This window comes from Ottowia sp., from assembly GCF_047975795.1.
In the GTDB taxonomy this organism is placed as follows: domain Bacteria; phylum Pseudomonadota; class Gammaproteobacteria; order Burkholderiales; family Burkholderiaceae_C; genus Ottowia.
The window spans coordinates 15,003-40,682 of sequence record NZ_JBKEEE010000058.1; the positions used below are offsets into that span (position 1 = coordinate 15,003).

Here is a 25,680-nt window from a genome sequence, read left to right on the forward strand (position 1 = left end):
GCTGCCGGTGCATACTCTGGCCCCATGTGCCAACTGCTTGGGATGAACTGCAACACGCCGACCGACGTGACGTTTTCGTTCGCCGGTTTTGCGCAGCGTGGCGGCCGCACCGACCACCACGCCGACGGCTGGGGCATCGCCTTTTTTGAAGGACGCGGCGCGCGCCTGTTCATCGACAAAGAACCCGCCTGCGACTCCCCCGTGGCCGAGCTGATCCAGCGCTACCCGATCAAAAGCAAAAACGTCATTTCTCACATCCGTAAAGCCACCTATGGCGCGGTCATGCTGGAAAACTGCCACCCCTTCGTGCGCGAGCTGTGGGGCCGCTACTGGGTGTTTGCCCACAACGGTGACCTGCACGGCTACGCCCCCACGCTGCACGGCCACTTCAAACCCGTGGGCACCACCGACAGCGAACAGGCGTTCTGCTGGCTGATGCAAGAGCTGGCCAAAGCCCACGCCAGCGTGCCACCGGTCGAGGAACTGACCCGCACCTTGCGCGAGCTGTCCCCGCAGGTGGCGCGCCACGGCACTTTCAACTTTTTGCTGTCCAACGGCGAAGCGCTGTGGGCGCACGCTACCACCAAGCTGTGCCACGTCGTGCGTCAGCACCCTTTTGCCCGCGCCCGCCTGGCCGATGAAGACCTGTCCGTCAACTTTGCCGAGCACACCACGCCCAGTGACCGTGTGGCGGTGGTCGCCACCACGCCGCTGACCAGCGACGAGCAATGGACCCCATTTGAATCGGGCGAATTGCGCGTGTTTATGGATGGCACGCCTCTGGCGGCTTGAATTCATTCATCATCCGATCATGCCTGCCGCCGCCTCTTCGACGCTGAACGCGCACTGGTTCGACGGCCGCAGTTCGCGCCCACGCCCAGCCCGGCTGACGCTGACCGCATCGCCCCGCGGCCCGCAACTGAGTCTGCACGCACTGGATGGCACGCGCGAAGTGCTGACCCTGACATCTCGCCAGGTCGGCTGGCCTGAGCGCTGGTCAAAAGGCAACGCACCGCCGCGCGTGGTGGTCGATCTGGGCGATCACGGCAGCGTGCAGGTGCAGGACGTGGCACGCTGGCAGGCCGCACTGGCCCAGGCCGGCCATCGCCCTGACTTGACCGAACGCATGCAAACCCACTGGCGGGTACTGCTGGCCGTGTTGCTGCTGGCGGGCGGGGCCATCTGGGCGTTTTACCGCTGGGGCACGCCGTGGGCCGCCACGCAAATCACGCGGCATGTGCCGCTGTCGTGGGAGCAGTCCTTAAGCGACAAGGTGATGGCGCAAATGGACGAGCGCTGGCTCAAACCCAGCCGACTGCCCCAAGAACGACAAGCCGCGCTGCGTGCCCGCTTTGACCAACTGACCGCACACATTGGCCCAGAGCATCGGCGCTACGCCGGCTATCAACCCAAGCTCACGCTGCAATTTCGATCGGGCATAGGGCCGAACGCCTTTGCCTTGCCCGGTGGCACGGTGGTGATGACGGACGACATGGTCGAGCAGGCCGCCAACATCCCCCACACCGGCGACGACGCACTGGTGGGCGTGCTGGCGCACGAAGTCGGTCATGTGATGCACCGTCACAGCACGCGCATGGTGGTCGAACAAGGCGTGCTGAACATCGGCCTGGGTGTGGCGCTGGGCGACGTGTCCACCCTGGTCAGCAGCGGCGCATCGCTGCTGACGGGGCTGGCCTACAGCCGCAGCCACGAAACCGAATCCGACTGCTACGCCATCGCCCTGATGCGCCAGGCCCAGTTGCCCACCGCGCCCATGGCCGATTTGCTGCTGGGTATCGACTTTCGCATGGCCGCAGAAATGCGCCGCGCAACTGAACCTCATGGCAGCGCCAGCACACCAGCATCGGCACCCGCATCAGCACCCAAGACCACAACCCCGTCAGCCAGTCAACCCGCCGTCACGCGCCCGCCGCATGAGCGCGAGCCTGAAGCCGACTGGTTCAGCACCCACCCCGACACCGCAGGCCGCGCCGCACGGCTGAAGGCAGGCACGCCCGAAGGCTGCTGATCCACATGGCCATCAGGCACTGCGCGGCGCGTTGTCGCTATTTGCGCTTGGCCCGTGGGTGCGCCGCGTCATACGCCTTGGCCAAGTGCTGAAAATCAAGCCGGGTATAGACCTGCGTGGTGCCGATGTTGGCGTGGCCCAGCAACTCCTGCACGGCGCGCAAATCGCTGCTGGACTGCAACACATGGCTGGCGAACGAGTGGCGCAGCATGTGCGGGTGTACCGGCGTGGCCAACCCGGCTTGCAGGCTGCGCCGCTTCAAACGTTGCCAAATGGACTGCGCTGTCAGCCGCGTGCCGCGCCGCCCGATGAACAAGGCTTGCACGGCATCCTCACTGTCGGCGTGCAGCACCGCCTCGCTCTGGCTTCTCACGGCCAGCCAGCGCTGTAGCGCGGCCACTGCCTGACGGCCCAGTGGCACGGTGCGGCGCTTGCCGCCTTTGCCTTGCACCTGCACCTCGGTGGCTGGCAAGTCGATCCAGCCGCGCCCGGCACGTTGTGCGCCATCACTGGCGGCCACATTCAACCCCACCAGCTCGCCCACGCGCAGACCGCTGCCGTACAGCAGCTCGACCATGGCAGCGTCGCGCGCCTCCAGCCACGGATCGTCGGCTTCAGACACATGCTCGGCCAGTTGCACCGCCTCGTCCACGCCCAGCGCCTTGGGCAGCGGGCGCGGCTGGCGCGGCGCGCGCACGTCTTGCACCGGATTGGCGCTGATCAAGCCCTGCCGCCCCAGCCAGGCATAAAACCCGCGCCAGCCGGACAAGATGAGCGCAATGCCGCGCCCGCTGCGGCCGCTGGCGTGCATCTGCGCGGCCCACCGGCGCACGTGGTGGTTTTGCACCGCAGGCAGTGCCACACGGGCCTCAGCGGCCCACCGCGCCAGCCTGGCCAGATCCAGGCTGTACAGCGTGACCGTGCGGTCGGCCAGGCGTTTTTCGATGCGCACGTGCTCCAGATAGCGCTCGATCAGCGCGGTGTCTGCATCATTGGGCGGCGGGGTCGCGCGCATACCCTGCTTACTTCGCCAGACGCTGCTGCCCCAGTTCCAGCAACATAGTTCGCTGCGCCTCGGCGGGTTCTTTTCGCCCTGACAGGATCAGGGTGTAGGTGATCAAGTGGTCACGGGTCTTGATCGCCAGCTCGGCGCGCTTGTCACCGTCGGTGCACGCATGACTGAGCCGGGCATCGCCATCCAGCGCAGACGCCTGCTGGCCCTTGCAGTCCGCCCCCGCTCTTTCAAGCAGTCCATCGCCCAAATTCAAACCATCCACAAAGGTGCGGGTGGCGTGCACGGTCAGCACATCGTCCCGTTCGTTGCTGGCCATGCAGTGGCTGCCGCCCATTTGCCGCACCTTCAGCCGCTGGCCGCCCAGCATTCGCGCCACCAGTGCTTCGTCGATACCCTCGCACCGGCTGGCCTGGGCGCGCGCTTCAGGCAGTGCCGTGGCTGCCACGGCACTTTGCAGCATGCTGGACAGCGCGGTGTGATCAAGCCCTTTGACACGGTCAGGGGCCATCAGCATGGCACTGAGGATGGCCGCATCCACCTGAACTTCCCAAAACAGCGTCGAGCGCGCGCGCGCACCTTCTCCAGAGTCCATGCGGCAGGAAAAACTGCTTGGTAGTGCGCCTTTCAAGGCCAGCGGGGTCAGCTTGTATCCGGCTTTGGCCAAAGGCGTGCGCAGTGATGCCAATTGCTCGGCCGCCTGCGCTGGCTGATCGAAATATTCTTGGATAAAACTTATCCTGGCACCTTGGGTTTTCCCGCTGGCTCGGGTTTTGCCATCAAAAGTACAGCCGCCGGGGCCTGCGTCAGCCAGCACCCAGTTGCTGTAACCCGGTAACGCGCGCGCGACTTGCTCCACCGTCACGATCGGGCAAACCGGTGCCGTTTGGGCTTGTACGGCCCAAAACATGAACACGACCGTGCCCAGCAGCCCAAGCCGACTCCAGCGCAACACTTTCAGCACCACCTCAATCCCGCACCCGCGACAGCGCTGCGCTGGCCAGCTCGGCAATGCGTTCCAGAAAATCGGTGGCCATGCCGTCCTGATAACGCTGGCTGTCGGGCGATGCCAGCACCAGCAGCCCGAAGGCGGGGGTCGACATATGGGTGCGCAGCGGAATCAAAGCCAGCGAGGCCACAGCCTGCGGGTCGTCCAGCCATTGCACGGCGTCAAAACCGGCGTTCACACCGCAATACGGAGCCGTGAGCGAGCTGGCCAGGCTTTTCACGTCGTCGCTGGCCCCCTGGGCAAACGGCTCTTCGGCGTACACCTCGGCCACGTCCCACAGCTTGATGGCCACTTGCGGCACGTTGAACTGGCTCTTGATTTCGCTGACCATCACAGCAGGTAAATCGACCGGCCGCGCCACCTTGAACACCTGGCGCGACCAGCGCAGCAGCCGGTCGGCAATCAGCATGTTTTCGTTGCCGTGGCGCATCATCTCCATCAGGCGCAGCTCCAGCACCTTGATCTTGTCGCGCAGCATTTCGGCCTGGCGCTCTTGCAGGCTCACGGCCCGCCCGCCGTGGTGGCTGGTCAGTTGCACGGCGGTCAGCAACTGGGCATGGCGCTCAAAAAATTCAGGGGTGTGGATCAGAAACTGGGCGATGTCTTCTTCGGTGATGGGGTTCATGGCTTACATGGTCTCGCTCAGGGCTGCTGGTTCAGCAAAATTAATGGGGTGAATCAAAGGTGATCAGGCAACTCGACGCTGCCTTCAAACACGGTTTCGGCCGGGCCGGTCATGTGCACATGGTCGGCAATGCCACCTGCCCAGCCAATATGCAAGATGCCACCGCGCGTTTGCACCTCGACCTGCGCATCCAGCGCACCCAGGCGAATGCCCGCCACCACCGCAGCGCAAGCGCCGGTGCCACAAGCCAGGGTTTCGCCCGCGCCGCGCTCGTACACGCGCAGACGCACATGACTGCGATCGACAATTTGCATGAAGCCCGCATTCACCCGCTGCGGGAACGCCGCGTGACGCTCGATCAGCGGCCCTTGGGTCAGCACTGGGGCGACGTCCACATCGTCCACCAAAGTGACAGCGTGTGGGTTACCCATTGACAAAACCGCTGTATGAACCATGGCTGCATGCGCCTGCCCATCCAGCGCCAAAGCCTGATTGGGTTGGTAGGTTTCAGGCAATTCCAGCGGCCACAATTGCCATGCGCCATAAGGCAGTGGTTGCATATCGCCGGGGTGAAAAGGCACTTCGGGCAAGTCGAACTGCGGCGCGCCCATGTCGACGGTAATACCGCCATCAGGCTGCTCGGTCAATTCAATCACGCCGCGCTGAATGCGCACGCGCACGGTGCGCTTGTCGGTCAGGCCGTGCTCGCGCACATACCGCACAAAGGCGCGCGCGCCATTGCCGCAGTGCCCGACTTCGCCGCCATCGGCGTTGTGGATCACGTATTCAAAATCCACATCGGGCGTGGGCGCAGCGCGCACGCTCAGAATCTGGTCCGCTCCCACGCCAAAGTGGCGATCGGCCAGCCAACGGTAATGCGCCGCCGACAAAGACAGCAAGCCCGCCGTTTCATCGAGCACCACAAAATCGTTGCCCGCGCCCTGCATCTTGGTAAACCGAATGCGCATAGCGGAATTATCGCCTTGATCCTTCGCGCTCCTTCACGACTGTCCGGGACAAGCACCACAGACCGGCATCCCTCGGCAAACCCAGAAGCGAAAACGCCCAACCGAGAACAGTTGGGCGCTGAATGGTGGTGGCCTGGGGCGGAATCGAACCACCGACACGCGGATTTTCAATCCCACGCCTGAACCTGCATTGTAGCCGCTTTGTCTCTCAGTACGAGGAAGCGAAGGTGCCGAAGCCCGCATTGCATCCGCATTGTTTTGCTATGGCGTTGACACTTGGTTGACGCCTACTTCTTGCCATAGGTTGCATCATGGTCCGGCGCAATGGTCAAGAAACGCATGAAGTCACCTTCGCGCATGGCAGTCGCTCTTCTGGCTTGCGTGATCCGAAGTGAGTAGATCGCATCTATGCCTTTGGTGGGCCGTACGCTCGTGATCTTCTCCCACTTCAAGCCTTGATCGCGATAGACCTGATCCCAAGTCATTTTTCGCAGCTTTTTGAGGGTGTCCAACACTCGGTTGCGCTCCACCTTTTCAAGATCAAGCAGGTTTTCTTGAAACTTTGGGTTGTTGAGGTCGAGCTTTACGAGCGGGTTTGACTGGGAGATCGCTGTCATTCAGTCCACCAAAAAGTGTATCTAGGTCTGTTGCCTGCGGCTTGTTCTTCGCTGCCCACTGCATCGCGGCCTGCAAATCGGCCTCGCTTTGAGGTTGATGAAGCCATCGCTCGTTTTCAGGAATGACGATGGCAGTGCGAACAAACCAGACCCCTGGCTCCCGTTCTTCGACAAGAACTTGGCGTCCGGCGTAGCCTTTGCCTAGGGAAATCTGGCCGTTTGCGCCAATCACCTTGAGACTGGTCTTTACTTCAGATGTCAATGCATTCATGGGTTGAACCTCATAAATACGCCCGGACGCGCCCGGGACTGCGCGAATAGTGACGCACTAATTTAGTGCCGAACGATCACCAGTGTAGCACTTTGACCGTGTCGCATGTGTGCTAACTTTGAGTACGGATGGTGCCACTTCAACTGCCCCAACATCGGGCAGAGTCACCGCGTCGCCCATGCTGGCTTGCCGGATACGCTAAAAACCGGCTCAGGCCGGTTTTCTTCACGCTACGGCAACCCTCAGACAGTCCCCCGGACTGTCTGACCGCTACATGGGCTCTGGTGGCATGGCTGGTGCGCAAAGGCCGATTGCTTTCCAGGACGCGAGAACGAACATCGATTCACCGAAGATACGACCCGCGCTCACCGTTTCCAGAAACCCACACGTCCGGCTCATCAGCCGCATTTGCCTGGCCACCGGGGCCAGGTGGAGCGAGGCCGAGGAACTGCGGGAAACCCAGGTCAGGAACGGGATGATCGAATACGCCCGCACGAAGTCCGGCAAGACGCGGGCCGTTCCGATTGATGAAGCCCTCGAAGACGATATTCGCGCACACGCCAAGGAAAACGGCCAGATGGGCCGCATCTTCGGTTACAGCATTTCGGCGTTCCGCGAGGGCGTGGAGCGAGCCGGGCTGAACTTGCCCGACGGGCAGATGACGCATGTGCTGCGCCACACATTCGCCAGCCACTTCATGATCAACGGCGGCAACATTCTGACCTTGCAACGCATCCTGGGCCACGCCAACGTCACGATGACGATGCGCTATGCCCACCTGTCGCCCGAACACCTGCAAGAGGCCAAGACGCTCAATCCGTTGGCGCGGTTGACACTTGGTTGACACCACAAAGAAAAACGGGCTACGCCGTTTAGCGTAACCCGTTGATTTCTTTGATGCATTTTGGTGGCCTGGGGCGGAATCGAACCACCGACACGCGGATTTTCAATCCGCTGCTCTACCAACTGAGCTACCGGGCCGTGAAGCGGCGCATTCTAGCACGGCGAATAGTCAAAGGTTTGACTTTTTCTCACGAGGAAGCATTGCCTCCACGGCGGCCCCGCGCCAGATCCACCCCAAGCTGCTTGAGCTTGCGATACAGGTGTGTGCGTTCCAGTCCGGTTTTTTCGGCCACGCGGGTCATGGAGCCGCCTTCTTTGGCCAGATGAAATTCAAAATAGGCTTTTTCAAAGGCGTCGCGTGCGTCACGCAAGGGCTTGTCGAGTTCAAACATCTGCTGGCCTTGCGGGCCCAGATCCACCACGGAGGGCAAGGGCTGCCCTCCGGTCATGGCGGCTTCAACCGTCAGGTCAGGCGAATGCACAGCCATGCCAACACCAATACCAACCCGCTGAGGCTCAACCGCATCAGCGGGTTGCTTGCGCGCCGCAGCCGATTCGCGCGCCAGTGCCTGATCCACCGACTTGAGCAGCTTTTGCAACGTGATCGGTTTTTCCAGAAACGATTGCGCACCGATGCGTGTGGCTTCGACCGCCGTATCGATGGTGGCGTGCCCGCTCATCATGATGACCGGCATGGTCAATTGACCGGTGCCCCGCCACTCTTTGAGCAAGGTCACGCCGTCGGTGTCGGGCATCCAGATGTCCAGCAGCACCAGATCGGGGCAGTTGTTTTGCCGTGCTGCTCTGGCCTGGGCGGCGTTTTCAGCAAGCTCGACAGTGTGACCTTCGTCGTTCAGGATCTCGGACAGGAGATCACGGATACCGAGTTCATCGTCCACTACGAGTATGTTGGCCATTTGGAGATTTTCTTCCTTCGCTTTGCTTATGCGGCACGCAAGCGGTGCGTGGCGGGCACAGGCTCGAATGATAACGACACTTGCGCACCCACCATAATTCCATTCACGATACGGTTCGATACATCAATGCGCGCGCCGTGTTCTTCCGCAATTTTTTTGACGACGGCCAAGCCTAATCCTGTGCCCTTGGCTTTGGTTGTGACATAAGGCTCAAATACCCGTTTCAGAATACTGTCAGCAAAACCATGTCCATGATCAAGCACGCTCAGGCGCACGCGCTGGCTATCCTCCAGCCACTGCGTTCGCACGATCACGGCTGCATCGCTTTCGCTTGAGGAGGGCTGGTGTTCCGAAGCATCCATGCCATTTTGAACCAGGTTATGGATCACTTGCCGCAACTGCTGGGCGTCGCCCATGATGGGTGGGCAGCCCGGATCACACTCCAGCCGAACCGGGGTGCTGTCGCCTTCTCCCTCGCCATAAAGGTGCAGTATTTCTGAAGCCAGGGCGTTCAGATCCACCGGCTTCAGATCGGCCGATGGCAGGCGTGCGTAATCACGGAACTCGTTGACCAGGCGTTTCATAGCATCGACTTGATCGACGATGGTTTGCACCGACTTGGCCAGTACCGCCTGTTCTGGGCCATCCAGCTTGCCGGCCAGCTTGCGCTCCAGGCGCTCGGCCGACAATTGGATGGGGGTGAGCGGGTTTTTGATTTCGTGTGCCAGACGGCGTGCCACCTCGCCCCACGCCTGCGCACGCTGGGCCGACACAATCTCAGAAATGTCATCAAACACCAGCAACCGCAACCTGCCGGGCAGGCTGGCACCACGCGCGACCAGATACACGGCATCGGTGCTCAAACCGGCCTCGCCTTGGCCATAGAGTTCAAACGACTTCTGCCAGTGATCCAGGCCATGCTCAGACCTTGCGCTCTCAAAATCTGCAAACTCTGACTCAACTTCAGCAGCAAATGTTTCAGCACCTGACAGCGCCCTCATAGGGTGGCCTGAGTGGGCAGCCACTGGCGCGCGCAAGATGCGCGTGGCACCAGGATTGGACGACTGAATACGTCCATCCCGATCCAGCACGATCACGCCTGAGGTCAAATTGTCCAAAATGGTTTGCAGCCCTGAGCGCGCCTGTTCCAGTTCATGCAGGCTGGAATTGGCCGTCGCGCGCGCTTCGGCCAATTGATCCGTCATGTCGGCAAACGAGCGCGTCAGCCCCACCAGCTCATCACGCCCTTGCAAAATCACTTTAGGGCGCAAATCCCCTGCCGCCACTTGCCGCATGCCATCGGCCAGCATCAGCAGCGGCGTGGCAAGCTGCTTGCCCAAAGTCACCGCCAGCAAAACCGCGCCAAACACCGAAAGAAACAGACTCAGCGTCAGTGTCGCCAGGTACATGCGGCGCAAGCCCTCGCGCCCCAAGGCGCGCTCCTGATACTCACGGTTGGCGTCTTGCACCGCCAAGGCATCGATCACCAAATTGGTCGGCAAGGGCTGCACAGCTTGCAGCAAGCGTTGTTCGTCCATCAGACCGATGGCCCGTGCATTCACGGTGACCACAGCCCGGATGCGCGCCTGCGGACTGTCCGCCACATCCACGCTGGCGGCATCGTCCAGTCCCTCAATCTGAGTCGCGACGCCTTGTGACCGCAAGGTTCGCAGCATCTGCGCACTGGGTCGCTCTGGCAGCAGTTGAAAGCGCGATTGCCCCACACTGGCTACCAAGCGGCCAGAGCCTGACCACAAAGCCACATCAGTGGCCCCCAATTGCACGCGCAACTGCTCCAGCGGCACTGCCACCAAGGCATCCGGCACATTCGTCAACTGACTGGAAGCCGAGCGCAACTGGTTGCCAAAGTCCCGTGCCTGGGTATCCAGCGAGGTGCGCGCCAGCGTCAGTCCCGATGCCAGGGCACCTTCGACCTTGACATCGAACCAGGACTCGATCGAGCGCGAGACAAATTGATAAGAAACCACGTAGATCAACAAGCCCGGCAACACCCCGACCAAGCCAAAAATAGCGGCCAACTTGATCAGCAGATGGCTGCCAAACTTGCCCTTGCGCAGGCGCGAAATAAGGCGATAAATACCCCAGGCAATCACCAGCACCAACACGCCTGCAACCACCATGTTCACCGCGAACAATTGGGCGTAATACCGCTCGTACAGCAAGCGATTGTTGGTGGCCTGCGTCAGCAAAAACAACAGCGTCAGGCCGCCCAGAACTAGGCCGCCCACACCCACCGTCATGGCCCAACGGCCCAGACGTCGGCGCAGCGTATGCCCCCCCGCCGAAGGCGGCGCTGCCGGGTCTGTCATCGGGCCGCCTCTGTGGTCAGATCGATTTGCCGCTCGATCGACAGCGCCCAGTCCGACTCACCCACAGCGCCCATCTGAAAGGTGCGCGGCAACTGGCTGGCATCCAGCCTGAACCGAAACTTGACCGATTGGCGCGCCGCTGGGTCAAGGTCAGACAGCGCAGCAATGCGCCAGCGTGCCATGCGCTGGATCGAAGCCAGCGCCTCAGCCAAGGTGTCGAAATACTGCGTAAACGTCACACCCAGGCCCGCATTAACCAAGGGTTCTGGCGACAGGTTCAGGCGCCAGCGGCGCGTCAATGGCTGGTAGGTGACGCGCATGTAGCGGTGTGCCGAAGCGATCTCGCGGTCGTACCAGTACCAGCGCTCGCGCACGGTTTCGGCACTGGCCACGAAATAAATGGGAATACCTTTGTTCAGCGCATCTTCAACTGTCGCTGGCAAACTGAAGTGCAACTGGGCCGACAAATACAGTGCGCCGTCTGCACGCTCTACTTGCAGTTCCGTCAGTTCCACGCGGGTGTTGGCATGTGCGGCGGCGATGGGCAACGCAAAAATCAGCGCCGTCAAACCACGAATCAGCGCCTGTTTAAACCGCACATTGAGCCAACAACGCGTAATAAAAGCCGTCGTCGTCACGTTGTTCATTGTCCCCAAGCCCCGAGGGCTTTGTAACGATTGAGGGTAACAAATGGCCCGGCGACGGCTGCAAAACGGCATCACTGTGGTGCGCAACAAACGTTTTGATCTGATTTTCCCCTTCCTGGCGAAACACCGAACAGGTGCAGTACAGCAACCGCCCGCCCGGGGCCAACAGCGGCCACAGCGCCTGCAAAAGCCGATTCTGCTGCCCGGCCAGCGCCTGAATATCGGTCGGACGGCGCAGCCAGCGTACGTCGGGGTGCCGCCCCACAATGCCCGAAGCGCTGCAAGGCGCATCGAGCATGATGGCATCAAAAGGCTGTCCATCCCACCAACTTGAAGGATCGGCTGCGTCGGCCACGCGCACATCAGCCTGCAAGCCCAGACGGCTCAGATTCTCCTCAATACGGCCACTGCGGGCCGGGTCAATCTCCAGCGCCGTCACGTGGGCGTGCGGCGATATTTCCAGCAAATGCGCCGTCTTGCCACCAGGCGCAGCGCACGCATCCAGAATGCGCAAGGGCTTGTCGGCCATGCCATGCAACAGCAACGGGGCGGCCCGCTGCGCCGCGGCAGATTGCACGGACACATCGCCTTGCGCAAACCCAGGCAAGTCCTGAACCGGACGTGGGCTGTCCAACTGGATCGCATATGGCCCGATCACCGTCGCTGCCACATCATCGCGCGCCAATTGATCGCGGTAGGCCTGCACGCCCATGCGCTGCGCATTCACCCTCAGCACCATGGGGGCGGGGTGCTGCGCAGCTTCAAGCACCGTTTGCCATGCTCCAGGATGATCGGCCTGCAAGCGCTTGATCCACCACGCGGGGTGATTCCAGCGCGCCACCGGGTCGTGCGCCAGCGCGTTGTGAATCAACGCATCCCGCTCGCGCAGAAAACGGCGCAAGCATGCATTGATCATGGCGGCCCCGGGTTTGGTAGCCGTATGACGCTTGGCCGCCTCTACCGTCTGGTTGACCAGCGTGAAGGCCGAATAAGCCTGCTCATTTTCATCAGTCACCATCAATGTCAGCGCCGTGCACAACAAGGCATCCAGCTCGGCAGGTGGCGCGCGGCGCACCAGTTGATCGCGTACGCCTTCGGCCAGCCCTAACCATCGCAAGGCATGAAAAGTCAACGCCTGCACGCCAGGCCGCAAGCCACTTTCAACCGCCGACAACTGCGACGTCAGCGATCGCCCTTGCCGCACGCCATGTACCATGCGGCTGGCCTGCTGCAACTGCACGTGCAGCGCAGGGGTGTTGTGCCGTTGTGTGCTTGAGGCCACCATCAGCGCGGCTCTGCCAGGCGCGCCAGCGCCCCCGCCGGTTTGAAGCCAAACACCCGCGCCAGCAGCCACGCTGGAAACTGCCCAATGCCCTGGTTGTAGCTTTGCACCGCCTCATTGAAAGCCGCACGCAAAGGCAAGGACTGGTGCAGCAGGCGCATCCAACGCTCTTGCAGACGCTGCGCTGACGGCACAGCATCTTCGGCAATGGCTTCGGCCAGCGCGCCCGCCCAGGCCGTGCGCATGGCCTCGTGCGCCAGCACCAGAGCGGCCATGCCCGCGCCGTCCATCGGATGTCCACGCAATTTGGCCAAGGCCACCACCACCTGATCGCTGGTAGCGTGCAGGCGCGCCCAGGCGGCCGTCACCGGGTCGTCCAGCTCGATGGGCGAGGTCTGCAACCCACCGCGCATGGCCTCGGGAAGGCAGCCCTGGATCCATACCACCTGCCGCACCAACTGCTCATCAAAAACGGCAAAAGCCTTGCCCACGGCAGCACGCAAACGCACCAGACGGTTGTATGCGCCCACGGCCCAGAAGAACAGAACGACCGGTATCAGCCACCACCAAAGCGATGTGTTCATACGCCTCCGCATTCATGAATAAAAAACGCCCGTACCGCTAGAAAACTGGCGGTACGGGCGCTATCCAATACAGAGCTTTACTCTTACTCCGTCACTGGCCCTTCATGGCTGCCCGCCACGTCCTCTGCCGCATGCCCCTCTTCTGCTTCGGCCTCTGCGTCACCGGCCAGCTCAGCCGCCTCAGCGTCAGCAATGGCGCGGCGTTCGGCCTCGTCCATCTGGTCTTTGACCTTGCGCGCCTGGTGGTAAGCCAAGCCCGTTCCGGCGGGGATCAGACGGCCAACAATGACGTTTTCTTTCAACCCACGCAAGTCGTCGCGCTTGCCCATGATGGCCGCTTCGGTCAACACGCGTGTGGTTTCCTGGAACGACGCCGCCGAGATGAAGCTGTCGGTCGACAGCGACGCCTTGGTGATGCCCAGCAGCAGGTTGTTATAGGTGGCAGGCACTTTGCCATCGGCGCGCAGGGCGTCGTTGGTGTCCAACATCTCGCTGCGCTCGACCTGTTCGCCCTGGATGTAGCTGGAGTCACCTGGGTTGTCCACCACCACGCGGCGCAGCATCTGGCGCACGATCACTTCGATGTGTTTGTCGTTGATCTTCACGCCTTGCAGACGGTACACGTCCTGCACCTCGTCAACGATGTAGCGCGCCAGCTCTTCCATGCCCAGCAGGCGCAGGATGTCTTGCGGATCGGCCGGACCGTCAACAATGCTCTCGCCCTTGTTGACCACCTGGCCTTCGTGCACCAGGATGTTTTTCTCCTTCGGGATCAGCTCTTCCCAGACCTTGCCCTCCGGATCGGTGATTTGCAGGCGGATCTTGCCTTTGGTTTCCTTGCCGAACGATACCGTGCCGGTCATCTCGGCCAGTACGCCCTTGTCCTTGGGCGAGCGGGCCTCAAACAGCTCGGCCACACGCGGCAGACCACCGGTGATGTCGCGGGTTTTCTGACCTTCGACCGGAATGCGCGCCAGCACCTCGCCGGGGCCGACATCCTGGCCATCGCGCACCTGAATCAGCGCGCCCACCTGGAAGCCAATGGTCACCGAATGATCGGTGCCAGGGATCTTGACCTCGTTGCCCGTGGCGTCCACCAGCTTGACCTGCGGGCGCACGATCTTGGCCGAGCCACGGCGCTTGGGATCGATCACCACCAGGGTCGACAGGCCCGTCACGTCGTCCACCTGCTTGGCAACCGTCAGGCCCTCTTCGATGTTCTCGAACTTCACCTGACCGGCAAACTCGGTGATGATGGGGCGGGTCAGCGGATCCCAGTTGGCCAGCACGGTGCCGGCCTTGATCTGCTGATCGGCCTTCACTGTCAAGGTGGCACCGTAAGGCACCTTGTGGCGCTCGCGCTCGCGACCATGTTCGTCGTGCAGCACGATCTCGCCCGAGCGCGAAATCACCACCTGCTCGCCCTTGCTGTTGGTCACGTAACGCATGGTGGCGTTAAAGCCAATGGCACCATTGGATTTGGCTTCCACGCTGGAGGCCACCGCCGCGCGCGAAGCCGCTCCACCGATGTGGAAGGTGCGCATGGTCAACTGCGTGCCCGGCTCGCCAATCGATTGCGCGGCAATCACGCCCACCGCTTCGCCCATGTTGACCAGGCCGCCGCGGCCCAAGTCGCGCCCATAGCACTTGGCGCACAGGCCAAAGCGGGTACCACAGGTCAGCGCCGTGCGCACGCGCACTTCGTCGATGCCAGCGTTTTCCAGCTCGTCAATGGTTTCTTCGTCCAGCATTTGACCGGCTTTGACCACGGTGTCCTGGGTCTCTGGATTCACCAAATCTTCCGCCGCCGTGCGGCCCAAAATCCGCTCGCGCAAGGATTCGATCACCTCGCCACCTTCGACGATGGCGCGCATCAGCGAGCCATCGCTGGTGCCGCAATCGTCCTCGGTCACCACCAGATCCTGCGTCACGTCGACCAGGCGACGCGTCAGGTAGCCCGAGTTGGCTGTTTTCAGCGCCGTGTCGGCCAGGCCTTTGCGGGCACCGTGCGTGGAGATGAAGTACTGCAACACGTTCAGGCCTTCACGGAAGTTGGCCGTGATGGGTGTTTCGATGATCGAGCCATCCGGCTTGGCCATTAGGCCACGCATGCCCGCCAACTGGCGAATCTGCGCCGCCGAGCCACGCGCGCCGGAATCGGCCATCATGTAGATGGAGTTGAACGACTCCTGATCCACTTCCTGGCCATTGCGGTCGGTGGTTTTTTGCTTGGCCAGCTGGGCCATCATGACCTTGGACACTTCGTCACCGGCCTTGCCCCAAATGTCCACCACCTTGTTGTAGCGCTCGCCCGAAGTCACCAGGCCAGAGACGTACTGCTGCTCGATCTCTTTGACCTCTTTTTCAGCGCGCTCGATGATGGCATGCTTTTCCTTGGGCACCAGCATGTCCTCGATCGCGATCGAGATACCGGCGCGCGTGGCCAGGCGGAAGCCGTTTTGCAACAGCTTGTCGGCGAACACCACAGTCTCTTTCAAGCCGCATTTGCGGAACGAGGCGTTGATCAGGCGCGAGATTTCCTTTTTCTTCAGCGCCTTGTTCATCAGTGCAAAGGGCAGGCCCTTGGGCAGAATCTCTGACAACAAGGCGCGTCCGACGGTGGTTTCCACCAAAGACGTGCTGGCTTCAAACTCATCCGTGTCCTTGCTCTTGGCCCACTCGGTCAGGCGCACGCTGATTTTGGCCGTCAGCTCCACCACTTCGGCGTCCAGTGCGCGCTGCACTTCGCCCACGTCGGCAAACACCAGTCCTTCGCCCTTGCCGCTGATGCGCTCGCGCGTGGTGTAGTACAGGCCCAGCACCACGTCCTGCGATGGCACGATGGACGGCTCGCCCGAAGCCGGGAACAGCACGTTGTTCGACGCCAGCATCAGCGTGCGCGCTTCCATCTGCGCCTCGACCGACAGCGGCACGTGCACGGCCATCTGGTCGCCGTCGAAGTCGGCGTTGAAAGCCGCGCAGACCAGAGGGTGCAACTGAATCGCCTTGCCCTCGATCAGGATCGGCTCGAACGCCTGAATGCCCAGACGGTGCAGCGTGGGCGCACGGTTGAGCAGCACCGGGTGCTCGGTAATGACCTCTTCCAGAATGTCCCACACAACCGGCGTGCCGGCCTCGACCTCTTTTTTGGCCGCCTTGATGGTGGTGGCGATGCCCATCGCCTCCAAGCGCGCGAAGATGAAGGGCTTGAACAACTCCAGCGCCATTTGCTTGGGCAGGCCGCACTGGTGCAGCTTGAGCGTTGGCCCCACGGTAATGACCGAACGGCCCGAGTAGTCGACGCGCTTGCCCAGCAGGTTCTGGCGGAAGCGCCCGCCCTTGCCTTTGATCATGTCGGCCAGCGACTTCAGGGCGCGCTTGTTGGCACCGGTCATGGCCTTACCGCGGCGACCGTTGTCCAGCAGGCTGTCCACGGCTTCTTGCAGCATGCGCTTTTCGTTGCGCGCAATGATTTCGGGCGCGTTCAACTCCAGCAAACGCTTGAGGCGCGAATTGCGGTTGATGACGCGACGGTACAAATCATTCAGGTCTGATGTGGCAAAACGTCCACCATCCAGCGGCACCAGCGGGCGCAGATCGGGCGGTAGCACCGGCAGCACTTCCAGCACCATCCAGCCAGGCTTGATGCCTGAGCGCTTGAACGCTTCCAGCACCTTCAGGCGTTTGGCGTTTTTCTTGACCTTGACTTCAGACCCTGTGAGGTCGCCACGCAGTTTCTCGATTTCGACCTCAAGGTCAATACCTTCCAGAAGCTCCTTGATGCCCTCAGCGCCCATGCGAGCCACGAATTCATCGCCGTACTCTTTGCGTTTGGCGTCGTAGTCGTCCTCGCTCATGATGCTGAATTTTTTCAGCGGCGTCATGCCGGGGTCGGTCACCACGTAAGCTTCAAAGTACAGCACGCGCTCGATGTCGCGCAGCGTCATGTCCAGCACCATGCCCAGGCGCGATGGCAGCGACTTCAAAAACCAGATGTGCGCGCAAGGAGCGGCCAGGTCGATATGGCCCATGCGCTCGCGGCGCACCTTGGTCTGTGTGACTTCCACACCGCACTTCTCGCAGATCACGCCACGGTGCTTGAGGCGCTTGTACTTGCCGCACAGACACTCGTAGTCCTTGATCGGGCCAAAAATCTTGGCGCAGAACAGGCCGTCACGCTCAGGCTTGAAGGTGCGGTAGTTGATGGTCTCGGGTTTTTTCACCTCGCCGAAAGACCACGAACGGATCTTCTCGGGCGAAGCCAGACCGATGCGGATGGCGTCAAAGTGCTCATCCGGCGTGAATTGCTTGAACAGGTCGAGTAGCGATTTCATATGAACTCTTTCCCTATCAAATTAAGAGCGCTCAAGCTCGATATCGAGACCAAGAGAGCGGATTTCTTTAACCAACACATTGAACGACTCGGGCATGCCCGCGTCGATGGAATGCTCGCCCTTGACGATGCTTTCGTACACCTTGGTACGACCTTGCACGTCGTCGGATTTGACGGTGAGCATCTCTTGCAGCGTGTACGAAGCACCATAGGCTTCCAGCGCCCAGACCTCCATCTCGCCGAAACGCTGACCACCAAACTGTGCCTTGCCGCCCAGCGGCTGCTGGGTGACCAGCGAGTACGGGCCAGTGGAGCGCGCATGCATCTTGTCGTCCACCAGGTGGTGCAGCTTCAAGAAGTGCATGTAGCCGATGGTGGTGGGCCGCTCGAAAGCATCGCCGGTGCGGCCGTCGTACAGATAGGCTTGCGTGCGCGTGGGTGTCAGTCCCTTGGCCTTGGCCACGTCTTCCGGGTAGGCCAGCTTCAGCATGGCGCGGATTTCTTCTTCCGAAGCGCCGTCGAACACCGGCGTGGCAAACGGCATGCCTGACCTCAAGTTGCCCGCCATTTCCAGCAATTGCGCGTCAGAGAACTTGGCCAGCTCTTCTTTGCGCCCGGTGCTGTTGTACAGCTCTTCCAGATAACTGCGCAGCTTGGCGACCCGGTTTTCTTCTTCAAGCATGTCGTTGATGCGCTGGCCAATGCCTTTGCCAGCCCAGCCCAGATGCACTTCCAGCACCTGCCCGACGTTCATGCGCGAAGGCACGCCCAACGGGTTCAGCACGATGTCGGCCGGTGTGCCGTCGGCCATGTAGGGCATGTCTTCGACAGGAACGATCTTGGACACCACACCCTTGTTGCCGTGACGGCCCGCCATCTTGTCGCCGGGTTGCAGGCGGCGCTTGACGGCCAAGTAGACTTTGACCATTTTGAGCACGCCCGCAGGCAGTTCATCGCCTTGCGTGAGCTTCTTGCGCTTTTCTTCAAACGCCAGATCAAAACTGTGACGCTGCTGCTCGATCGATGCTTTGATGCTCTCTAGCTGCGCCGCCACGTCATCGTCGGCAGGGCGGATGTCGAACCAGTGGTACTTGTCCACCGAGGCCAAATACGCCTTGTCGATTTTGGTGCCCTTGGCAATGCGGTTGGGGCCACCGTTGGCCGCCTTGCCATTGAGCAGCTTCTCGATGCGGTCGAACGCGTCGGCTTCAACGATGCGCAACTGATCGTTCAAGTCCAGGCGGTAGCGCTTCAGCTCGTCATCAATAATTTGCTGCGCACGCTTGTCACGCTGAATGCCCTCGCGGGTGAACACCTGCACGTCGATCACCGTGCCCTGCGAGCCTTGGTCTACGCGCAGCGAAGTGTCTTTCACGTCGGACGCCTTCTCGCCAAAGATGGCGCGCAGCAGTTTTTCCTCAGGCGTCAGCGTGGTTTCGCCTTTCGGCGTGACCTTGCCGACCAGCGTGTCGCCGGGCTGCACCTCGGCACCCACGTAGATGATGCCGGACTCGTCCAGCCGGTTGAGCTGCTGCTCAGACAGGTTGGGGATGTCGCGTGTAATCTCTTCAGCGCCCAGCTTGGTGTCGCGCGCCATCACCACCAGCTCTTCGATGTGGATGGAGGTATAGCGGTCATCAGCCACCACGCGTTCGCTGATCAGGATCGAATCCTCGAAGTTGTAGCCGTTCCAGGGCATGAAGGCGATCAACATGTTCTGGCCAATCGCAATCTCGCCCAAATCAGTCGAAGCACCGTCGGCAATCACATCGCCCTTGGTCAGCTTGTCACCGCGCTGGACGATGGGCCGCTGATGAATGTTGGTGTTCTGGTTGGAACGCTGGTATTTGATGAGGTTGTAGATGTCCACGCCCACTTCACCGGCCACGGCTTCAGCATCGTTGACGCGAATCACGATGCGGCTGGCATCCACGTAATCCACCACACCGCCGCGGCGCGCCGTCACCACGGTGCCGGAATCGACTGCGGCCACGCGCTCGATACCGGTACCAACCAGCGGCTTTTCTGGACGAAGCACGGGCACGGCCTGGCGCGACATGTTGGCACCCATCAAGGCGCGGTTGGCGTCATCGTGCTCAAGAAACGGCACCAGTGACGCGGCCACCGACACGATCTGCGCGGGCGACACGTCCATGTACTGAATACGGTCTGCACTGACCAGCACCGATTCACCCTGCTCACGCGCCGAAACCAAATCGCCGGTCAGGCGCCCTTCTTGATCCAGCACCGCGTTGGCCTGTGCGATCACGTACTTGCCTTCTTCAATGGCCGACAGGTAATCCATTTCGTTGGTCACCTTGCCATCGATCACACGGCGGTACGGCGTTTCGATAAAGCCGTATTCGTTCAGACGCGCATACAGCGCCAGCGAGTTGATCAGGCCAATGTTGGGGCCTTCAGGCGTTTCAATCGGGCACACGCGGCCATAGTGCGTGACGTGCACGTCACGCACTTCAAAGCCCGCGCGCTCACGCGTCAAGCCACCGGGGCCGAGGGCCGACACACGGCGCTTGTGCGTGATCTCGGCCAATGGGTTGGTCTGATCCATGAACTGGCTCAGCTGCGACGCACCGAAGAACTCTTTCAACGCCGCAGAAATTGGCTTGGAGTTGATCAGGTCATGCGGCATCAGCGGGTCTTGCTCGGCCTGGCCCAGGCGCTCTTTCACGGCTTTTTCAATGCGCGCAAGGCCCGTGCGGTACTGGTTTTCGGCCAACTCACCCACGCAGCGCACGCGGCGGTTGCCCAGGTGATCGATATCGTCCACTTCGCCACGGCCGTTGCGCAGCTCGACCAGAATCTTGACGACCGCCAGGATGTCTTCGTTCGACAACACCATGGGGCCAGTGGATTCCTCGCGGCCCACCTTGGCATTGAACTTCATGCGGCCCACGCGCGACAGGTCGTACGTGTCCGGGTTGTAGAACAAGCGCTGAAACAGCGCCTGCACCGCATCTTCGGTCGGCGGCTCGCCAGGGCGCATCATGCGGTAGATGGCCACGCGCGCAGCCAGTTCATCGGCAGTTTCGTCCGCGCGCAGGGTTTGTGAGATATACGCGCCCTGATCCAGCTCGTTGGTGAAGATGCATGGCACGTCCTGCACGCCGCTTTCGCGCAGCTTTTCGAGCAGCGCCTCAGTCAGCTCGTCGTTCACCTTGACCAGCACTTCGCCTGTGTCGGGATCCACAATGTCTTTGGCCACCACACGGCCCAGCAGGAAGTCTTCAGGCACGCTGATGTGCGTGGTGCCCGATTGCTCCAGCTCGCGGGTATGGCGCGCGGTAATCCGTTTGTCTTTGGCAACGATGACCTTGCCGGACTTGTCAGTAATGTCAAAGCGCGCCACCTCACCTTTCAGACGGTCGGGCACCAGCTCCATTTGCGCACCACTGTCCATCAAGCGGAAGTTGTCGTTGACGAAGAAGTTCGCCAGGATTTGCTCAGCATTCAGGCCAATGGCCTTCAGCAAAATCGTGACCGGCATCTTGCGGCGACGGTCAACACGGAAAAACAGAATGTCTTTCGGGTCAAACTCAAAATCCAGCCACGAGCCACGGTAGGGAATGATGCGGGCCGAGAACAGCAGCTTGCCTGAGCTGTGTGTTTTGCCCTTGTCGTGCTCGAAGAACACGCCGGGCGAGCGGTGCAACTGCGACACGATCACCCGCTCGGTGCCATTGACGATGAACGAGCCTTTGTCCGTCATGAGCGGTACCTCGCCCATGTAGACCTCTTGCTCTTTCACCTCTTTGACCACCTTGGCCTGCGACGTGGACGATTCGCGGTCATAAATGATGAGTTGCACGCGCGCGCGCACGGCCGACGAATAGGTCAGCCCGCGGGTCTGGCATTCGCGCACGTCAAACGCAGGCTTGGCCAGCGTGTATTCGATGAATTTCATCTCCACATAACCGTTGTGGGAGACGATCGGGAACGCCGACTCAAAGGCGGCTTGCAAGCCTTCGTGCTGACGTTTTTTGGGTGCAGTGTCAGCTTGCAAAAAGGCGGTGTAAGCATCCTTTTGCATTTGCAGCAGGTACGGAATTTCAAGCACGCTTTCGCGGGTGCCGAAGCTCTTGCGGATGCGCTTGCGTTCGGTAAAGGTATAGGCCATGTGATCTCCGGGCAATGACTTGGGGGTCCTGGACATATGGCGACTTTGGCATCAGGCCCAGGGCCTGAAAAAGCTTGGCGGCTGGCCACTACCAGCCCATGGCGGACGACCATGCGTTGCACATGGCCCGAACCAAGTGGTTTTCTGCAGTCGGAATCAGAAAACACTTGAAAGCATCGCTGCACTTAGGTAGCGACTCTTTCAGGTGCGCTCTGAAAGCGCAAAAGGCTGGTCGCTTGCACCAGCCTGTAAATCGGGGGGTTGACGTTTGAGCGCAGCCCCCGCGTTCGATTTACTTGAGTTCGGCCTTGGCGCCAGCTTCCACCAACTTCTTGACAGCCGCTTCGGCGTCAGCCTTGGCCACGCCTTCCTTGATGCTCTTGGGCGCGCCGTCCACCATGTCTTTGGCTTCTTTCAAGCCCAAGCCGGTGATCTCGCGCACAGCCTTGATGACCGCCACTTTGTTGCTGCCCGCTTCGGCCAGCACCACATCGAACTCGGTTTTTTCTTCAGCCGCTGCACCACCACCGCCGCCGCCACCGGCAGCAGGCGCGGCCATGGCCGCTGCGCTCACGCCAAACTTCTCTTCGATGGCCTTCACCAGGTCGTTGAGTTCCATGACCGTCATGCCATCCAGCGCGGTCAAAAATGCGTCTTTATCAAATGCCATTTGAATTACCTAAACAGTTAATGCTTTTCAAAACACCACGCGCACTCAAGCGGCGGCACCTTCGCCTTTTTTTGCCGCCAGCGCGCCCAGCACCACCGCGGTGCGGGACATGGGCGACATGAGCAAGCCACACAACTGGGCCAACAGCACTTCCTTGGTAGGAATGCTGGCCAATTGCTTGACGCCGTTGGCATCCAGGGTTTTGCCGCCGTAAACACCGCCGCGAATCACCAGCTTGTCGTTGGTTTTCGCAAAATCGGCCACCACTCTCGCGGCGGCCACGGCGTCTTCGGAGAACCCATAGATCAGCGGGCCAGTCATCTGCTCGGCGGCGACTTCAAAACCGCTACCAGCCACAGCACGGCGCGCCAAGGTGTTTTTCAACACACTCAGCGCCACGCCGTTGCTGCGCGCTTCGGTGCGCAGTTTGGTCATGTCAGCCACCGTGATGCCACGGTATTCCGCCATCACGAGCGTTTGAGCTTTTGCGGCGAGGTCGGTCACTTCTTGAATGACCGCTGCTTTCTCACTGCGATTGAGACTCAAGGTCTACTCCTTCAAAATGCGCCGTCCGGGATTCGACCCCATTCGACGCGCCTTCTTGCAGCGACCTGCTGTTCAGGATTTTCAAACCATCTTCAGCGGGTTCGCCATCTGCGCTGGCCCCCAAAAACAACTTGGGTCATTAAGCAAAGCCGACGCCTTGCACCAGCGGTCTTGGATGGCCTGGCATCGCCTTAACGACACGCCAGCCCACCACACCGAGCGGACGCCTTCTCAGACGCACACCCGAATTTCGTTCACGTCAAGCAGCGATGCTTTGCGTGTCGACGCGAACGCCCACACCCATCGTGCTGGACACCGCCACCTTGCGCAGGTAAACACCTTTGCTGGTGGCCGGTTTGGCCTTGTTCAACGCCTCGATCAGCGCCGCCAGGTTGCCTTGCAGCTTGTCGGCCTCGAACGAGCGACGGCCAATCGTGCCGTGCACGATGCCCGCCTTGTCAACCCGAAACTGCACCTGACCAGCCTTGGCATTCTTCACCGCCGTGGCCACATCGGGGGTCACCGTGCCGACCTTGGGGTTCGGCATCAATCCGCGCGGGCCCAAAATCTGGCCCAGCGTCCCCACCACGCGCATAGCGTCTGGGGCGGCAATCACCACATCAAACGGCATATCGCCCGCTTTGACCTGGGCAGCCAGATCGTCCATGCCCACCACGTCGGCACCGGCCGCCTTGGCCTCTTCAGCTTTAGCGCCTTGCGCAAACACGGCCACGCGGCTGGTTTTGCCCGTGCCGTTAGGCAGCACAACCGCGCCGCGCACCACCTGATCCGATTTCTTGGCATCAATGCCCAGTTGCACAGCCACGTCGATGGATTCATCGAATTTGGCCGTCGCAAATTCCTTGACCAGTGCCAGCGCCTCACCCAAAGGATACAGCTTGGTCGTATCGACCTTGCCCTGCTGGGCTTTGGCTTTTTTCATCAACTTGGCCATTTACACGCCCTCCACAGTCACGCCCATCGAGCGCGCAGAACCCGCAATGGTGCGCACGGCAGCATCCAGGTCGGCAGCCGTCATGTCTTTCATCTTGGTTTTGGCAATTTCTTCCAACTGAGCGCGGGTAATCTTGCCCACCTTGTCGGTATGCGGCTTGGGCGAGCCTTTATCCAGCTTGATGGCCTTTTTGATCAACGTGGTCGCCGGCGGCGTCTTGATGATGAAGGTAAAGCTTTTGTCCGCAAAGGCAGTAATCACCACCGGCAACGGCAGGCCAGGCTCAACGCCCTGGGTCTGGGCGTTGAACGCCTTGCAGAACTCCATGATGTTCAAGCCGCGCTGACCCAGTGCAGGGCCAATGGGCGGGGATGGATTGGCTTTACCAGCTGGCACTTGCAGCTTGATGAAGCCGACGATTTTCTTCGCCATGCTTTTCTCCTTGCGGGTACGTGCGCCTGAAGTTCAGCGAACCCAGACTCCCCGGGGCAATACGACTCTATAAAGACCAACCGTTGACGCGGAGCCGGAAAGCGTCAACGGCCACAAAATCAATAGCTCAAGCCTTTTCGACCTGAGCGAACTCCAACTCTACCGGTGTAGCACGCCCAAAAATAGTGACCGACACGCGCAGCTTGCTTTTCTCGTAGTTGACCTCTTCAACCGTGCCGTTGAAATCGGTAAACGGACCGTCCTTGACGCGAACGTACTCGCCCACTTCAAACTCAACCTTGTGGCGCGGCTTGTCTGTGCCCTCCTGCATCTGGTTGACGATTTTCATGACATCGTCTTCCGAGATCGGTGCCGGGCGGTTCTTCGCCCCCCCCACAAAGCCAGTCACCTTGTTGGTTTGCTTGACCAGGTGCCAGGTGTCATCGTCCATCACCATTTCGACCAGCACATAGCCCGGGAAGAACTTGCGCTCGGTGGTACGTTTGACGCCATTTTTAAGCTCAACGACCTCTTCCGTCGGAACCATGATGCGGCCAAACTTCGACTGCATGCCTGCGCGATTGATGCGCTCTTGAATATTACGCTCGACCGCCTTTTCCATGCCCGAATAGGCATGCACCACATACCACTTCAAATCAGGATTGGTAGAAGCAGCCATTTCTGGCGAATTCACAGCATCGGTCATCAGCGCCTCCAACCCAAAACCAGGTCATACAACACCCACTCCAAGGTCTTGTCAGTACCCCACAGAAACAGCGCCATCACCACAGCAAACGCAAACACAAAGGCCGTGGTTTGCATGGTTTCCTTGCGCGTAGGCCACACGACCTTGGCCATCTCGCGCCAGGCGTCACGACCAAAACCCACCAGCCGCTTACCAGCCTCGGAGGCAAAGAACACCACCACCGCCAGCACCAGGCCCGCAGCCAAACCACCCCATTGCGCCACCGCACCCTGCGGAGCCAGCAGGTAATACGCCGTCACGGCACCAGCCACCAACAGCACGACGGCAGCCAGCTTTGCCTTATCGGCACCGGAACTTACAGTCTCAACTTGAGTGCTAGCCATGTTGGGCAAATTTCAAATTCAATGGCCTCCAGCGCAAGCGCTGAAACACCAAACCTTTAGAACACACAAGCCCGCCAAGTCCTTGGCGGACCTACTTCAGAATTGACACCACCCTTTCGGGTGGCAGGGGCAGAGGGAATCGAACCCCCAACCTTCGGTTTTGGAGACCGACGCTCTGCCAGTTGAGCTATACCCCTAAAGCCAATTCCAAGCGAATCAAGATCACTCGATGATCTTGGCCACCACACCCGCACCCACGGTGCGACCGCCTTCGCGGATGGCAAAGCGCAAGCCTTCTTCCATGGCGATCGGAGCAATCAGCTTCACAGTGATGCTCACGTTGTCGCCAGGCATGACCATCTCTTTGTCCTTGGGCAGCTCAATGC

The 25,680-nt window shown here is 60.7% G+C and carries 22 protein-coding genes, 2 tRNA genes and 1 pseudogene; 3 read left to right on the forward strand and 22 right to left on the reverse strand.

Translation table 11 applies throughout. From position 1 onward, the window contains the following. The first annotated feature begins 24 nt into the window (after positions 1 to 24). Entirely contained in the window at positions 25 to 792 is a 768-nt protein-coding gene (locus tag ACK5NW_RS08995) for a class II glutamine amidotransferase (RefSeq protein ID WP_416927200.1), read from the forward strand. 19 nt (positions 793 to 811) lie between these two features. Beyond that, complete coding sequence (locus tag ACK5NW_RS09000; protein WP_416927202.1) at positions 812 to 2,029, forward strand: M48 family metallopeptidase; 1,218 nt, start codon at positions 812 to 814, stop codon at positions 2,027 to 2,029. Between the two features lie 37 nt (positions 2,030 to 2,066). Here ACK5NW_RS09000 and ACK5NW_RS09005 read toward each other — a convergent pair whose 3' ends face one another. The 6 genes from ACK5NW_RS09005 to ACK5NW_RS09030 form a co-directional block, all read right to left on the reverse strand. After that, complete coding sequence (locus ACK5NW_RS09005) at positions 2,067 to 3,044, reverse strand: tyrosine recombinase XerC (protein ID WP_416927204.1); 978 nt, start codon at positions 3,042 to 3,044, stop codon at positions 2,067 to 2,069. Positions 3,045 to 3,051: 7 nt separating this feature from the next. After that, the gene (locus ACK5NW_RS09010) at positions 3,052 to 4,005 is read right to left on the reverse strand and encodes a hypothetical protein (RefSeq protein ID WP_416927206.1); all 954 of its coding nucleotides are present in this window, start codon (positions 4,003 to 4,005) and stop codon (positions 3,052 to 3,054) included. A gap of 4 nt (positions 4,006 to 4,009) precedes the next feature. After that, positions 4,010 to 4,675: a DUF484 family protein gene (locus tag ACK5NW_RS09015; protein WP_416927208.1), complete on the reverse strand. Its 666-nt coding sequence runs from the start codon at positions 4,673 to 4,675 to the stop codon at positions 4,010 to 4,012. Positions 4,676 to 4,728: 53 nt separating this feature from the next. Continuing rightward, positions 4,729 to 5,643 carry a diaminopimelate epimerase gene (gene dapF / locus ACK5NW_RS09020; RefSeq protein WP_416927210.1) on the reverse strand — a complete coding sequence of 305 codons (915 nt, stop codon included), beginning with the start codon at positions 5,641 to 5,643 and terminating at the stop codon, positions 4,729 to 4,731. Positions 5,644 to 5,930: 287 nt separating this feature from the next. Beyond that, on the reverse strand, positions 5,931 to 6,260 hold the full coding sequence (locus ACK5NW_RS09025; protein WP_416927212.1) for a hypothetical protein: 330 nt from the start codon (positions 6,258 to 6,260) through the stop codon (positions 5,931 to 5,933). Beyond that, positions 6,184 to 6,531 (reverse strand): hypothetical protein, encoded by a 348-nt coding sequence (locus ACK5NW_RS09030; RefSeq protein WP_416927214.1) that lies wholly within the window; start codon positions 6,529 to 6,531, stop codon positions 6,184 to 6,186. Before ACK5NW_RS09030 ends, ACK5NW_RS09025 begins: the two co-directional genes overlap by 77 nt. Positions 6,532 to 6,820: 289 nt before the next feature. Between ACK5NW_RS09030 and ACK5NW_RS09035 the strand changes: the two genes are divergently transcribed. Further along, positions 6,821 to 7,375: a tyrosine-type recombinase/integrase gene (locus ACK5NW_RS09035; protein WP_416927216.1), complete on the forward strand. Its 555-nt coding sequence runs from the start codon at positions 6,821 to 6,823 to the stop codon at positions 7,373 to 7,375. A 61-nt stretch (positions 7,376 to 7,436) separates the two neighbouring features. On the opposite strand, the gene ACK5NW_RS09040 is transcribed toward ACK5NW_RS09035, so the two are convergent. From ACK5NW_RS09040 to ACK5NW_RS09115, 16 genes and pseudogenes are all read right to left on the reverse strand, one after another. After that, positions 7,437 to 7,512: transfer RNA gene (locus tag ACK5NW_RS09040), tRNA-Phe, on the reverse strand. A 50-nt stretch (positions 7,513 to 7,562) separates the two neighbouring features. Then, on the reverse strand, positions 7,563 to 8,291 hold the full coding sequence (locus ACK5NW_RS09045; protein ID WP_416927218.1) for a response regulator: 729 nt from the start codon (positions 8,289 to 8,291) through the stop codon (positions 7,563 to 7,565). A gap of 26 nt (positions 8,292 to 8,317) precedes the next feature. Beyond that, positions 8,318 to 10,621: an ATP-binding protein gene (locus ACK5NW_RS09050; protein ID WP_416927220.1), complete on the reverse strand. Its 2,304-nt coding sequence runs from the start codon at positions 10,619 to 10,621 to the stop codon at positions 8,318 to 8,320. Further along, a complete protein-coding gene (locus ACK5NW_RS09055; protein ID WP_416927222.1) occupies positions 10,618 to 11,220 on the reverse strand; it encodes a DUF4390 domain-containing protein in 603 nt (200 codons plus the stop codon). The genes ACK5NW_RS09050 and ACK5NW_RS09055 overlap by 4 nt, the downstream gene beginning before the upstream one ends. Beyond that, positions 11,210 to 12,553: a 16S rRNA (cytosine(967)-C(5))-methyltransferase RsmB gene (gene rsmB, locus ACK5NW_RS09060; protein WP_416927224.1), complete on the reverse strand. Its 1,344-nt coding sequence runs from the start codon at positions 12,551 to 12,553 to the stop codon at positions 11,210 to 11,212. Before rsmB ends, ACK5NW_RS09055 begins: the two co-directional genes overlap by 11 nt. Continuing rightward, complete coding sequence (locus tag ACK5NW_RS09065; RefSeq protein WP_416927226.1) at positions 12,553 to 13,134, reverse strand: hypothetical protein; 582 nt, start codon at positions 13,132 to 13,134, stop codon at positions 12,553 to 12,555. Before ACK5NW_RS09065 ends, rsmB begins: the two co-directional genes overlap by 1 nt. A gap of 83 nt (positions 13,135 to 13,217) precedes the next feature. Beyond that, a complete protein-coding gene (gene rpoC / locus ACK5NW_RS09070; RefSeq protein WP_416927228.1) occupies positions 13,218 to 17,468 on the reverse strand; it encodes a DNA-directed RNA polymerase subunit beta' in 4,251 nt (1,416 codons plus the stop codon). Between the two features lie 21 nt (positions 17,469 to 17,489). Continuing rightward, entirely contained in the window at positions 17,490 to 21,602 is a 4,113-nt protein-coding gene (rpoB, locus tag ACK5NW_RS09075) for a DNA-directed RNA polymerase subunit beta (protein WP_416927230.1), read from the reverse strand. Positions 21,603 to 21,894: 292 nt separating this feature from the next. Continuing rightward, the gene (rplL, locus tag ACK5NW_RS09080; protein WP_416927232.1) at positions 21,895 to 22,272 is read right to left on the reverse strand and encodes a 50S ribosomal protein L7/L12; all 378 of its coding nucleotides are present in this window, start codon (positions 22,270 to 22,272) and stop codon (positions 21,895 to 21,897) included. Between the two features lie 45 nt (positions 22,273 to 22,317). Next, entirely contained in the window at positions 22,318 to 22,818 is a 501-nt protein-coding gene (gene rplJ / locus ACK5NW_RS09085) for a 50S ribosomal protein L10 (RefSeq protein ID WP_416927234.1), read from the reverse strand. Between the two features lie 259 nt (positions 22,819 to 23,077). Beyond that, entirely contained in the window at positions 23,078 to 23,773 is a 696-nt protein-coding gene (rplA, locus tag ACK5NW_RS09090; RefSeq protein WP_416927236.1) for a 50S ribosomal protein L1, read from the reverse strand. Further along, complete coding sequence (gene rplK, locus ACK5NW_RS09095) at positions 23,774 to 24,205, reverse strand: 50S ribosomal protein L11 (protein WP_416927238.1); 432 nt, start codon at positions 24,203 to 24,205, stop codon at positions 23,774 to 23,776. It lies immediately after the preceding gene. Positions 24,206 to 24,332: 127 nt separating this feature from the next. After that, positions 24,333 to 24,911 (reverse strand): transcription termination/antitermination protein NusG, encoded by a 579-nt coding sequence (gene nusG, locus ACK5NW_RS09100; RefSeq protein ID WP_416927240.1) that lies wholly within the window; start codon positions 24,909 to 24,911, stop codon positions 24,333 to 24,335. After that, positions 24,911 to 25,294, reverse strand: a complete 384-nt coding sequence (gene secE, locus ACK5NW_RS09105) for a preprotein translocase subunit SecE (RefSeq protein ID WP_416927242.1) — start codon at positions 25,292 to 25,294, stop codon at positions 24,911 to 24,913. Before secE ends, nusG begins: the two co-directional genes overlap by 1 nt. Before the next feature lie 121 nt (positions 25,295 to 25,415). Continuing rightward, positions 25,416 to 25,491, reverse strand: a tRNA-Trp gene (locus ACK5NW_RS09110). 25 nt (positions 25,492 to 25,516) lie between these two features. Then, positions 25,517 to 25,680, reverse strand: a pseudogene (locus tag ACK5NW_RS09115) (elongation factor Tu); the annotation flags it as partial.